Raw genomic sequence first — 12266 nt, 5'->3', positions numbered from 1 at the left:
ACAACATAACATTCTAACTTACAAGCGTCAACACCTTATAAGTCCATAGAAAAAACACCTTGCAAGCAAGACAAAAGTAATTCCTGTTTTTCAAGAAAAACACTTCCTTTTCTATTTTTTTTGTAAATTCGCAAAGCTTCTGTTTTGAAGCTAATTTTAAACGATAGAAATCCCTCCACTAACATAAATATATAATTAAGACTATGAAAAAAATACTGGTTGCTAATAGAGGAGAAATTGCCATGCGTGTTATGCGTACTTGCCGTGAAATGGGCATCAAAACGGTAGCTGTTTATTCCGAAGCTGATAGAAATGCTCCCCATGTTCGCTATGCTGATGAAGCCGTTTGTTTGGGTCCTCCTGCCTCCAACCAGTCTTATTTATTGGGAGAAAAAATTATTGCTGTTGCCAAAGAGCTAGGGGTTGAAGGCATTCATCCAGGGTATGGCTTTTTGAGCGAAAATGCTACTTTTGCCAAACAAGTTACAGATGCTGGTATTACTTTTATTGGTCCCAAACCTCATGCTATTGAGATGATGGGAAGTAAATTAGCTGCGAAAGAAGCTGCGAAGGCAAATGACATTCCATTGGTTCCTGGTACAGAAGAAGCCATCGAAGATCCTGAACTAGCAAAAAAAATTGCCCTAGAAATTGGCTTTCCTATTCTAATCAAAGCTTCTGCTGGTGGTGGTGGAAAAGGAATGCGCGTCGTTGAAAAGGTTGAAGAACTAGACGAGCAAATGGAACGTGCGATCTCTGAAGCGCAATCTGCTTTTGGCGATGGTTCTGTTTTTATTGAAAAATACGTGACCTCTCCTCGACATATCGAAATACAAGTATTGGCCGATACACATGGCAATGTCATTCATTTGTTTGAGCGAGAGTGCTCCATTCAACGCCGTCATCAAAAAGTTGTAGAAGAAGCTCCTTCTATCGTTTTAACACCCGAATTAAGAGATGCGATGGGTGCTTGTGCCGTACGAGTAGCTCAATTATGTGATTATGTTGGTGCTGGAACTGTAGAATTTTTATTAGAAAATAATAAGACGTTCTACTTCTTAGAAATGAATACACGTTTGCAAGTAGAACATCCTGTAACGGAATTAATCTCGGGTGTTGATTTAGTTAAACAGCAAATTTTGATTGCAAGAGGCGAAAAGCTAAGTATTCAACAAGAAGATTTGAGTATACAAGGTCATGCCCTCGAACTTCGTGTTTATGCAGAAGATCCTGTTAATAACTTCTTGCCAAGTATTGGAAAATTAAGCACTTACAAAATTCCTAAAGGAACAGGCGTACGTGTCGATGATGGTTTTGAAGAAGGAATGGATATTCCTATTTATTACGACCCGATGATTTCCAAATTGATCACCTACGGCAAAGATCGTCAAGAAGCTATCCAAAGAATGCTGCGCGCCATTGAAGAATATCATATTGACGGCTGCGAAACAACACTACCATTTGGAACCTATGTACTGCAACACGATGCTTTTGTTTCTGGTAATTTTGATACTAACTTTGTCAAAAAACACTTTGATCCCAATGCACTAGTCCAAGAGGATGATAAAGAGGCAGAATTGGCAGCTAAATTAGCAGCGTACTTGATGAATTCTAATAAACAACAAAGTACGGCAACAACAACACAAAACACTCAAAAATCTAAGTGGGCGGCTCGCAAATGGAGCTAAGTAACGATAAAAAATAATCTTTCAATTTGCCTAATCTTTTTGAAAACGTATTTTTTGAACGTCACTAACATCCCCTTTTACAATACTCCGTATATGCTTTTGCTATTGTAACAAAACATATACGGAGTTATCAATAATGCTCCGACAAGGCATCTACCAACTTATTGGGCTAATCATTGCGACGCACCTTTACAGCATTTTCTTTATCTCAGAAGGATTTTTTCCAAAATACGTCTTAAATGAACGACTAAAGTGTGCCAAATCTTCAAATCCCACTTCCAAATAAACATCTGAAGGAGTCTTCTGGGTTTGGATTAACAAGCGCTTTGCCATTTCCAAACGTTGCTGCTTAATCCATTTGTGTGGAGATTGTTGGTAAATAGCCTTAAATTCTCTATTAAACGTAGAAAGACTACGCCCTGCCATTCTAGCAAGTTTTTCGAGTGGTATGTTGTATATAAAATTGTGCTGCATAAAACTTTCTAAATCCGCTCGTTCAGGTCTTGTGTATTCTTTTAAAACAGTCAACAAATCAGGGCGTGATTGAGCAATAGCCATCAACGCTTCCATTGTTTTTAGCTCAACCATTTGACGATCTAATGTCAAATTGCCTTCTACATATGCCCATATTGAATCCATTAATCCTTTTAGCAACGTATTGTAGGGCAAATGGACAACACACTCTACACGTTCCAAAGTATTGCTTTGAACAGGTAAGTTTTGTATGACTTTTTGTAGAAATTCATCTTGCAAAACGAAAGCAATCATTCTAGCACAGGACTCCCCTTCGCCCCAAGTCTTAAAACACTGTCCATTAGTATACTTACGAATTAAAGCAAAAGAGCCTTTGGCAATAATATAAACTTCCTCATTCCGTTCCAAGGTCATTTGCCCTTCTTGCAAATAAATCAAGACATTGCTAGGATAATAAATTGTGTGCGGTTCTACTAGTAGTGCTTCTACTGATGCTGCAATTTGCATCTGTTCGCACTCGATTGTTTTCATTATTGTTTTTTCCATAGATTCAAATATAATTCATTTACAACCAACTTATTTGCCTTTACTTATCAAAATACTTGCTTTTTTCTGTCAAAAGAGTTTTAGCTTATTAATAGGAGGAAATAGCCTACCGATTACCTCTTAAAATCCATAGATAAATCTTACTTCTCATTACTCCGTTGAAAAATCGTATTAGTTTACTTCGTGAGCGCTACGGGTTCGTAGGAAAACTAAAAAATCAACGGAGTATTAACTTCTATACTTGGCTTTTTAAATTAATGTCTCTATTTTAGTTACACATTACATCCACTATACATTAATTTCCAACCTATTAAATCTTTTAATTTAATTTATTAATCTACTATATTGTTATGATTAAAAGCAGTACACAGCACACTGTCATTTGGTAACCTGCTGCTTATTCAACCGTCAATCTACAAAAGTTGGAAAGATTTTTATTCTTAAATAATTAAATAAACAGTACAATGAAAAAACAATTTCTATCGGTCTGTTTTGTGCTCCTTGCAACCATATCCTACGCACAAAACTACCAACTCATTCTACCGACCAACGAGCAGCACTTTTTATATGCTCACACTACAGGCAGTCCCAATTATCATCAAGAAATTCGCTCTATACGAATTGACACTTCGGTCACTCAAGGGGCAGAAACATATTATTATAATCATAAAATATTAGAAGAAACTCCTACCAGCTCACTCTGCCTTGCAGATCATAACGACTCATCTTGGGTAGGTCATCAAATAATTGCCTCTAATAACGGGGATTATGTTTTTTTTAACAAGCAATTGGATAGTATTGTCATCAAAAGCTTAGCTCCTTTGAACGATACTTGGACTATATATAAATTTGGAAATGGAGACTATATAGAAGGGACTTTAGTTAGTATTGATACCGCCACGATATTAAACCATTTAGATAGTATCAAAACAATTCATTTGCAAGCAAAAGATGCAGCCAACAATATTATCGTTCATCCGATGAATACTAAAGTTTTGCAATTTTCTAAGCAAAATGGTTGGGTGCAATTTTTTGATTTCCATACCTTCCCTAATGATACCATTCCTTACCAGTTGGTAGGGAGTAGCGCCCAGCCTAATATTGGTATTAACAACCCAACCCACATCGACTTTTTTAATTTTAATGTTGGTGACGAAATTCATACTACTGGTGAGTATCGTCCTCAAGCAACTCCTTGGATTTTTGGTAAGCACAAAACTATTCGTACCGTACTTAGCAAAACAGTATCAACCAATCAAGATACCATTACCTATACGTATGAAGATTGCATTGCAAGGATTGACAACGATGCAATGCAAGGAAAACAGGATACTACATTTTTAACAGATACTGTTGTACAAAGAGTTATTGTATCCACTGATGTGAATAATTTGGGGCAACTTACCCATGAGCTTGCACCAGATTCTTCTGGTTTTAGTGTGACCTCTGTCAGAAATTTTGCAAGTCTCCGAAGACAAAAAGTTACTTTCAATTATTTTTATTATGATACGTTCAATAACTGCTGGACATTCTACTTTGACGTTTGGCCCCAAATTTGGATTGAGGGCATTGGCGGTCCTTTTGTGAATAGTCCTGCTCGAAAAAACATGCCTGTTTATTACAAAAAGGGCAATGAAACATGGGGCATTCCTGTTAACTGCTCGACGTTTCTAAATATTCCTACGATTGCGAATGAAGAACAGACCATTCAAATCTTTCCAAATCCATTGACAGAAACTGCGACCCTCCAAATTAAAAACTTTGATGCGATGGACAATTGGTCGTTGCGGTTGCTAGATGTAACAGGAAAAGTTGTCCGCTCTACTCCTATCCAAAAAGCAACACATCTATTGCACAAAGGAACGTTACTTTCTGGCGTCTATTTTTATCAACTTACGAATACGCAACAACAAAAACAATACACAGGGAAATTAATTCTACAAGATAATTAATGACACTAAAAAATTGGAGCCTATGACATAACAATAGACTCCAATTTTTCTTTTTTGACAACCGTATTGAGCAGTTTATTCCCTAGGATTAATCTATTAAAATTGCCTCTATTTTTCGCTCTAATACTTCATAAGAAGTATATCCACTAGACAATATTGTTTTCTTGCCTCCTACTTCCAATACTAGCGCAGGAAATCCACCAATATTCTGTTGGCTTGACAAGCTAAACTCTTCTAAGGCTTGCTTTTGAAAAACCTCTAGTTGCATTTTCTCATTAAACACAGCTTTATTGATACCCAACCGAGCAGCATAGTCTCCATACATCTCGATATCTTCAGGGTTTTTCCCATCCACATAGAAAGCTTGATGCAATAGCCCCACAAAAGGAATTACCTGTTGAGGGGAATCAGATTTCACCACACACAATGCCATTGCAGGATACAAGGAATTCATAATCATATTTCCCTGTTCCAAACCACGCTCAACAAAGCCCTTTCCAAAGATTACTCCTGTTGTAGACTCTACCGTTTTGTACGCTCCCGCTTTTATATAAGGAGCAACTTCATTAATAGGTCCTACTCTATCTCCCAAAAACAATCCGCCACTAATTACCTCAAAATCTATTTTGGCATGGTAGGTTTTATGAATTTCCTTAAAAACAGGGCTAAAACCAAAACACCAACCACATAAGGCATCGTAATAATAAGTTATTTTTATATTTTTCATTGTACTATTTTTAGCTTGAAAACTACTGTTCGTTAGCACAACAACTACAAGTATGATTAGTTTTGCTAAGTGATAAATTTTCCCCATTCTAATTTAATTATGCTTACAAGTTTAGTAGTTAGCTACGCTGCTACTTCGTGGTTTTAACGAGCTATTGAAGTTAGTTATAGCCATTTTTTTAGTTTAAAAAAGGCAATTGCTGCCAAGAAACTGCTGCCCATTAATGCTAGTGACAAGGGGTAACCATACTGCCAATGTAATTCTGGCATTTGTTGAAAATTCATCCCATAAATGGCTGCAATTAATGTTGGCAAGGAAATACAAACCGTTATAATGGTCAGACTCTTAAAAATTCTATTTTGCTCTAGATCAATCTTACTATTAATATTTTCTTTCAGATCATCCAATCGTTCAAAATTATATTGCAAATGTTCTGTTATAACGGCAATATCATCTAGTTCTACTCCTATTCGTTGATTAATGATTTTTTCTCGATCACCACTACGAATTAATAGTATTAAAATGCGCTGAAAGTTATTAATCGATTCTTTTACCAGTAGATTGTTAAAATTGAGTCTTGTAATCAAATCCAAATCATTCTCTACAAATTGCTTGGCTTCTAACGTTTTTAAAAAAAGCTGCTTAATTCTTTTTGAAATTAGCTCTGTTAAATCAGCATAGTAATCAGAGATGACACCTATCTGAAAAACGAAATGCTCCAAGTGAGAATTAAAATTAATACTATCAAAATCATAACGAGACTTTGTCAAATTTGTCAGATTTCGATCCATTTTTGTGGTCAAAAAATAAAAGACAACGTTACTTTTGATAATAATAAATACTTCTTCTTCTTCAAAAAACACTTGGGAAGAATAGCTAGGGATTGAAAAATTAAATACCAATTGGTTGGACAAATTTAAGAAGTGCGAACTGATTTCTATGTCCTCTTTTTGATTGAATATCGTTAGATTTAATCCAAACTTTTGCGCCAAAGCATTTAACTCATTTTGAGAAAAATCAATAATTCGTACGTTGAACAAATCTGTTAATTGGTAGGTAATTTCATCTACAGACTGGACCTTCTTAACCTGATTATCTTTAAAATAAAGTTCTATCATGGGAGTTGTCTACTTACACTTACATATATTTTAATTTCACGGTAACGGATTTATCTGTATTGCCCACCTCAAAATCAAAATCGTTAAACGTTGGAGCCAACACCCCACTGTGATAATAGTCTGAGAAACCAAACCCTTCTATTGGTAATAAAAAACCATAATCCGCTTTACCATTTTTATTTTCATCATCCAATAAAGCAATGCCATATTTTCCAGCAGGTAAAGGTAATGAAAACTTGACTATTCCGTTTTTCATGGTTGTTTTTTCTACCACTTTACTCATAAATGGTGTTCGCTTCGAAAAAGACTTGCCATCTTTATAAAATCCCAACACCAAGTTTCCTTTATTGTTTCGGATATTGGTAATCACAACTTCTACGATGGGGGTATTATCTAAGTAAGACCATGAAAAAGCCGTAGAAAAAAATAAGGCAATAGTAGATAGTAAAAAAATGCAGATTGGTTTCATTGTTTTAGAAATTATTATGTTTTAATGCTAGTAATAGTTCGCTACGTTGCTACCTTCGTGGTCTTTGAGTGATTGATAAGCTATGCTTGTTGAATTGCTTTTAAGCGTACGTTTTGTTTTGTTACAGTTGCAAAATTGCCAATCAGTTGTACATCATGATTAGCTATCGCATCCAAGACTACTTTAGCTCTAGCGTGTACATTATCTTCTTTAACATCAACTAACATAATTCCAGATTGAACCCGTTGGTTTTGATATAAATCTTGCGCAAATTCCTTATCTCCTGTCAAAAAAATATAGCCTTCACCGTTTGCTTTTTGGCAAAGTTTTTCTTCCGAAGTATCTGCATCTAACTCCGTAGCGTAATATACTTCATGTTTATTATTACGAATAGCCGTAATAACTTCTGACTCAACAGAACGATATGCAATAAATTTATGTACCATAGTATACAATAAATATTAAGAGGTTAAGAAATCAATAGGTTCGTTGGCAAACCTTCTCCGTTTTTGGGGTAAAACGCTATAAAGAACCATCTTATTTAAACAGAAAAAGACCGATACTTGTTGCATCAGTCTTTAAATTTATCGTATAACTTACTCAGTTTTTTTACATAAAGTATAATGGAGGAAAACGATCGGGCTGCGCTTCATGCATCAACGCATACACTTTTTCAAATACATCTTCCACACTAGGTTTTGTAAAGTAATCTCCATCTGATCCATAAGGAGGACGCACATCAGCGGCATGGATATTAACAGGTTCAGAATCCAAGGCATAATATCCTTTTTGTTCTACCAAGATTTTGTGCATCATATAAGCCGTTGCTCCGCCTGCAAAATCTTCATCAAACAAAACCAAACGGTTGGTCTTTTTAAGAGAATCTGCAATTAAGTGGTTGACATCAAATGGCATTAGAGACTGTACATCGATCAACTCTACCGAAATGCCCTCTGCTTCCAATTTCTTCACAGCCGCCTCTGCAATACGCACACAAGAGCCATAAGTCACCAAGGTGACATCTGTTCCTGCTTTTAATACTTCAGGAACACCCACAGGTACTGTAAATTCGTGTACATTGTCTGGCAATTGCTCTTTCAAACGATAGCCATTCAAACACTCAATAATCAAAGCAGGATCATCTGATTGCAACATGGTATTATAAAAACCAGCTGCCTGTGTCATATTTCTAGGCACCAAAAGACAAATCCCTTTCAAGCTATTCAACAACAAACCAATTGGTGACCCAGAATGCCAAATTCCTTCCAAACGATGCCCTCTAGTTCGAATAATGGCAGGTGCTTTTTGAATTGCATTAGAGCGATAGCGTACGGTTGCCAAATCATCCGACAGAGCCGATAAACTATAGATTAGATAATCTAAATATTGAATTTCAGCAATTGGTCTCAATCCACGCATAGACATTCCTATAGCTTGCCCCATAATTGTCCACTCTCGGATTCCCGTATCAAAGACACGTGCCTCGCCGTGTTTTGCCTGCATTCCAGCAAATCCTTGGTTCACATCTCCAATGTTTCCAACATCTTCACCAAAAGCAAATAAGCTCGGGTTATTGGTCAAGTGATAATCAAAACACGCATTTAGAATTTCAAAGCCATTTTTTAAAGGAGCATCATCGCTATATTGAGCGGGTACTTCAGGAATATTTAAAGCAGCATACTTAGAAGCACTGTATAAATTAGAAGTATAAGAATCTGTATGCTCTGCAATCAATTCATTTGCCCAGTTGCCCAATGCTTGAACAGCAGCGCCTTGTTCATTTTTAACTAAATACAGTGCTTGACGCACAGCTTTAACCACATCCTTATGGGTTGGGTCCAAGCTTTTAGCTAATTTTTCTTTGATGGCAGCAATTGCTTCTGCTTGTGCACTTTCGTTAACAAGTTGCCCTAACAACTCTTGTGCTTTGTTTAAATTAAATTGAATAGACGCATTAAACGCATTCCAAGCTTTTTTGATAGAAGCACGAACTTCTTTTTTAGCCTCTTTTTGGATAGCGTCTAGCTCTTCAAGAGTCGAAATTCCTTCATCAATCAACCATTGCTTCATTTGAACAATGCCATCTTTTTCTTTCTCGAATTTCAAACGCTCAGCATCCTTGTAACGCTCATGAGACCCAGAAGTCGAATGTCCTTGTGGTTGTGTGACTTCTTCTACATGAAACAAACAAGGTATATGATTTTCTCTGGTTTTGTCGATTCCTTTTTCAAAAACTGTACGCATTTCAGCATAGTTCCACCCTTTGGTGGTATAGATATCAACCCCTTTTTCACCTTCTTGAGTAGGTTGAAAACCAGCTAAAGCTTCAGAGATACTTCCTTTGGTTGTTTGATATTCTTTGGGAACAGAAATACCATATCCATCATCCCATACAAAAACGGCTAGAGGTACTTGCATCACTCCCGCAGCATTTAAGGTTTCCCAAAATACGCCCTCCGAAGTACTTGCATCTCCAATACAACAAAAAGAAACTTCATTTCCCTCTTTCGAAAAGTTCGTCCCTGTTGACAAATCAGGAGAAGTTCTATATTTTTTGGAGGCTAATGCTAAACCTAAGGCACGCGCCATTTGTCCTGCCGTTGGAGAAATATCTGCACTAACATTTTTGGTAGCAGTATGATCCAGCCACTCTCCTTGTTCATCGACTAAAGGCGTTGCAAAGTGAGAATTCATCTGGCGACCAGCAGAAAAAGGCTCATGTTTGGGATCTGCATGTGCATACAACTGAGCATATAAATTTTCGACTGTTGCCAAACCAGAAGCCAACATAAATGTCTGACCTCTGTAATATCCTGAACGAAAATCACCATTCTTAAACACCCTTGCCATTGCTACTTGAGCAACTTCTTTGCCTGCTCCAAATATGCCAAACTTAGCCTTTCCTGTCAAAACTTCCTTGCGTCCTAGCAAACTTGCTTCGCGACTAATACATACTGTTCTGAAATCTTCTAAAGCTTCTTGTTGAAACTTTTTGGAATACTTAGGAGAAGTATTTTTTGTTTTAGCTTGACTCATGCTTTTTTTCGTTTTGGTTACAATAACTTATCTCAACAGTTCTTTCTTATAAATACAACTTGTTATTCATAAAAATACCTTGTACACAACAATATTCTAAAATCATTTGTTTTTGATTTCCGAATATGGGTGCAAAAATATAACAAAAAGTTGGACCTATAGAAGCTAATCCAAAAATAAATCAAAAAAAATCAACAATTGCAGTTTTTTTGGCATAGCTGTTGGATATAGGAAGTGTAGAAGCATGAGTCAAACTAAAACTTTAGTTAAAATACTACTAATTCGCTAGGATTTGACTCAAAATTTTATACCTTTATAATCATCTTACATAGATACTTGATGTATGTGTCTATGAAACAATTGAATTAAAATCAATATTTTATATCATTTCACTCGTATAAGTATAAACTATTAAAATAAACTATTTGACATGAGAAAGCTAATTAATCTATTCGCTATACTAGTACTATTTGCATCTACGTCTATGGCTCAAGACATCAAACTTGAGTTGTACCAAGGCGAAAAAGCAGAAGCAAAAGACTTAAAAACGGCTGATGAGCAACAAGGAGCTAAATTAGTACAAACAGGAACAGCTACAGATTGGAATTATGGAAAAATCGAAAAAGCATCGACTGGTGTTCGTTTCTTTAAGTTTACCAATACAGGATCGGCTCCTTTAGTTATTTCGGCAGCAAAAGGAAGCTGTGGGTGTACCGTTCCTTCTTATCCCAAAGAGCCAATCATGCCAGGTGAAGCGGGATATATCAAAGTAAAATACGATACTAAACGTGTGGGAGCATTTACCAAATATGTTACCCTAACTACCAATGCAACTTCTAACACAACTACTCGCCTAAAAATTACAGGTACTGTTGAAGCAGAAGCGGCTCCAACTCCTGCCAAAGAAAAAAGCATGTTTAACTAAGCCTCGTAATCAAACAAATAAAAATCCTAGTAGAACTCTTTAACTAAAAAATTAGTTAACATACTATTAAAGTACTAGGATTTTTAATTCTTTAATTATATCTTCGTATTACAACATTATTACACCAAATTCTTATCAACATAAAAATTGACATCAAAATGAAAAAGATATTCTCTCTATTTGCGGTATTATTGGTAGCCGTTTCTTTTGCTTCTGCACAAGAAATTACATTCTCTAATTATGCAGCTGGTGACTGTACAAAAGCTTCTTCAGCAGCAGAAAAAGAAGGTGCGCAAATGGATCAACCAGGTACTACTGCAACAGAATGGAACTATGGAAACATTAAAAATGCTTCTACTGGTTATCGTTACTTCAAATTTACCAACACAGGATCTGGCCCATTGGTTATTTCGGCAGCAAAAGGAAGCTGTGGATGTACCGTTCCTTCTTATCCAAAAGAGCCAATCATGCCAGGTGAAAGTGAGTTTATCAAAGTAAAATATGATACTAAACGTACAGGTGCTTTTACTAAATATGTTACTTTGACTACCAATGCTCAAACAAATACAACTACTCGTTTGAAAATTTTTGGAACAGTAGATGCTCCTGCAAATACTCCTGCTCCTGCGTTGAAAGAACAACCTCAAGGATAATAATCAATTATAATCAATCATCCCATTTCTTATTGGAATGGGATATTTTTTCACCCTTTATAACTAAATTTTTAGTTTTACAACTATCGAATTAGTTTAAATAATACTTCTACTTATGAAAAGATTAGTTAGCGCAGTGCTTTTTTTTGTTTTAGGCACTCAATTATCAGCTCAAACAATCAGTTTTGATACCGAAAAAATTGACTATGGTACGATTGCTCAAGGATCTAATGGCGAACGATACTTTTCTTTTACCAATACAGGTACAGCTCCTTTAATTATTCATAATGCTCAAAAAAGCTGTGGATGTACGGTCCCTACATGGCCCAAAGAGCCTATTTTGCCAGGAGAAAAGGCTAAGATAAAGGTTAAGTATGATACCAATCGTTTGGGTTCTTTTACAAAATACGTCACTATTACAAGTAACGATTCTCAAAACCCTACCATTCGATTGAATATTGTTGGAACAGTAGACAAGGAAACAGCAGCAACTCCTAAAAAAGAAGCTTACATTTTTGAATAGAAATAGCGTCTATACTATTTAATCTATTTTTTTTGCACACTTCAACTAAGTTTTTAGTTAAATAAGTATAAGCAATACGGCAGTTTTTCAAGGTACACAACTGCTTGCTTTGCGTGAAGTAGGTTCATACTATTGATTATCACCCTCCCTAGTAT

General features: G+C 36.0%; 11 protein-coding genes. 5 read left to right on the top strand and 6 right to left on the bottom strand.

The window, feature by feature from the left end; all coding sequences use genetic code 11:
- The first annotated feature begins 203 nt into the window (after positions 1 to 203).
- A complete protein-coding gene (gene accC, locus QP953_RS08560; protein ID WP_309554643.1) occupies positions 204 to 1688 on the top strand; it encodes an acetyl-CoA carboxylase biotin carboxylase subunit in 1485 nt (494 codons plus the stop codon).
- 189 nt (positions 1689 to 1877) lie between these two features.
- Here accC and QP953_RS08555 read toward each other — a convergent pair whose 3' ends face one another.
- On the bottom strand, positions 1878 to 2693 hold the full coding sequence (locus QP953_RS08555) for an AraC family transcriptional regulator (protein ID WP_197043821.1): 816 nt from the start codon (positions 2691 to 2693) through the stop codon (positions 1878 to 1880).
- 479 nt (positions 2694 to 3172) lie between these two features.
- Here QP953_RS08555 and QP953_RS08550 point away from each other — a divergent pair, with 479 nt between their 5' ends.
- Positions 3173 to 4660 carry a T9SS type A sorting domain-containing protein gene (locus tag QP953_RS08550; RefSeq protein ID WP_309554642.1) on the top strand — a complete coding sequence of 496 codons (1488 nt, stop codon included), beginning with the start codon at positions 3173 to 3175 and terminating at the stop codon, positions 4658 to 4660.
- Positions 4661 to 4748: 88 nt separating this feature from the next.
- Here QP953_RS08550 and QP953_RS08545 read toward each other — a convergent pair whose 3' ends face one another.
- The 5 genes from QP953_RS08545 to QP953_RS08525 form a co-directional block, all read right to left on the bottom strand.
- The gene (locus QP953_RS08545) at positions 4749 to 5387 is read right to left on the bottom strand and encodes a DsbA family protein (protein ID WP_309554641.1); all 639 of its coding nucleotides are present in this window, start codon (positions 5385 to 5387) and stop codon (positions 4749 to 4751) included.
- A gap of 164 nt (positions 5388 to 5551) precedes the next feature.
- Positions 5552 to 6505, bottom strand: coding sequence for a CorA family divalent cation transporter (locus tag QP953_RS08540; protein WP_052595775.1), 954 nt, complete (start codon positions 6503 to 6505; stop codon positions 5552 to 5554).
- A 19-nt stretch (positions 6506 to 6524) separates the two neighbouring features.
- Positions 6525 to 6974 carry a DUF2141 domain-containing protein gene (locus tag QP953_RS08535; RefSeq protein ID WP_052595777.1) on the bottom strand — a complete coding sequence of 150 codons (450 nt, stop codon included), beginning with the start codon at positions 6972 to 6974 and terminating at the stop codon, positions 6525 to 6527.
- Between the two features lie 80 nt (positions 6975 to 7054).
- Positions 7055 to 7420, bottom strand: a complete 366-nt coding sequence (locus QP953_RS08530; protein ID WP_309554640.1) for a DUF5615 family PIN-like protein — start codon at positions 7418 to 7420, stop codon at positions 7055 to 7057.
- A gap of 163 nt (positions 7421 to 7583) precedes the next feature.
- A complete protein-coding gene (locus QP953_RS08525) occupies positions 7584 to 10010 on the bottom strand; it encodes a thiamine pyrophosphate-dependent enzyme (RefSeq protein WP_052595782.1) in 2427 nt (808 codons plus the stop codon).
- 430 nt (positions 10011 to 10440) lie between these two features.
- On the opposite strand from QP953_RS08525, the gene QP953_RS08520 reads away from it, so the two are divergent.
- From QP953_RS08520 to QP953_RS08510, 3 genes are all read left to right on the top strand, one after another.
- Positions 10441 to 10935: a DUF1573 domain-containing protein gene (locus QP953_RS08520; RefSeq protein WP_052595784.1), complete on the top strand. Its 495-nt coding sequence runs from the start codon at positions 10441 to 10443 to the stop codon at positions 10933 to 10935.
- Positions 10936 to 11093: 158 nt separating this feature from the next.
- Positions 11094 to 11588, top strand: coding sequence for a DUF1573 domain-containing protein (locus QP953_RS08515; RefSeq protein WP_081909521.1), 495 nt, complete (start codon positions 11094 to 11096; stop codon positions 11586 to 11588).
- Positions 11589 to 11703: 115 nt separating this feature from the next.
- The gene (locus tag QP953_RS08510; RefSeq protein ID WP_052595786.1) at positions 11704 to 12111 is read left to right on the top strand and encodes a DUF1573 domain-containing protein; all 408 of its coding nucleotides are present in this window, start codon (positions 11704 to 11706) and stop codon (positions 12109 to 12111) included.
- Positions 12112 to 12266 lie beyond the last annotated feature (155 nt).

This window comes from Aureispira sp. CCB-E (genome assembly GCF_031326345.1).
In the GTDB taxonomy this organism is placed as follows: Bacteria; Bacteroidota; Bacteroidia; order Chitinophagales; family Saprospiraceae; genus Aureispira.
Note: the sequence above shows the minus strand (reverse complement) of the source record. Positions and strands in the feature narration are given on the sequence as shown.

Excerpts from the sequence above, each read along its gene's own strand:
- accC (WP_309554643.1), top strand. The coding sequence starts at position 204 with ATGAAAAAAATACTGGTTGCTAATAGAGGAGAAATTGCCATGCGTGTT.
- QP953_RS08555 (WP_197043821.1), bottom strand. The coding sequence starts at position 2,693 with ATGAAAACAATCGAGTGCGAACAGATGCAAATTGCAGCATCAGTAGAA.
- QP953_RS08550 (WP_309554642.1), top strand. The coding sequence starts at position 3,173 with ATGAAAAAACAATTTCTATCGGTCTGTTTTGTGCTCCTTGCAACCATA.
- QP953_RS08545 (WP_309554641.1), bottom strand. The coding sequence starts at position 5,387 with ATGAAAAATATAAAAATAACTTATTATTACGATGCCTTATGTGGTTGG.
- QP953_RS08540 (WP_052595775.1), bottom strand. The coding sequence starts at position 6,505 with ATGATAGAACTTTATTTTAAAGATAATCAGGTTAAGAAGGTCCAGTCT.
- QP953_RS08535 (WP_052595777.1), bottom strand. The coding sequence starts at position 6,974 with ATGAAACCAATCTGCATTTTTTTACTATCTACTATTGCCTTATTTTTT.
- QP953_RS08530 (WP_309554640.1), bottom strand. The coding sequence starts at position 7,420 with ATGGTACATAAATTTATTGCATATCGTTCTGTTGAGTCAGAAGTTATT.
- QP953_RS08525 (WP_052595782.1), bottom strand. The coding sequence starts at position 10,010 with ATGAGTCAAGCTAAAACAAAAAATACTTCTCCTAAGTATTCCAAAAAG.
- QP953_RS08520 (WP_052595784.1), top strand. The coding sequence starts at position 10,441 with ATGAGAAAGCTAATTAATCTATTCGCTATACTAGTACTATTTGCATCT.
- QP953_RS08515 (WP_081909521.1), top strand. The coding sequence starts at position 11,094 with ATGAAAAAGATATTCTCTCTATTTGCGGTATTATTGGTAGCCGTTTCT.
- QP953_RS08510 (WP_052595786.1), top strand. The coding sequence starts at position 11,704 with ATGAAAAGATTAGTTAGCGCAGTGCTTTTTTTTGTTTTAGGCACTCAA.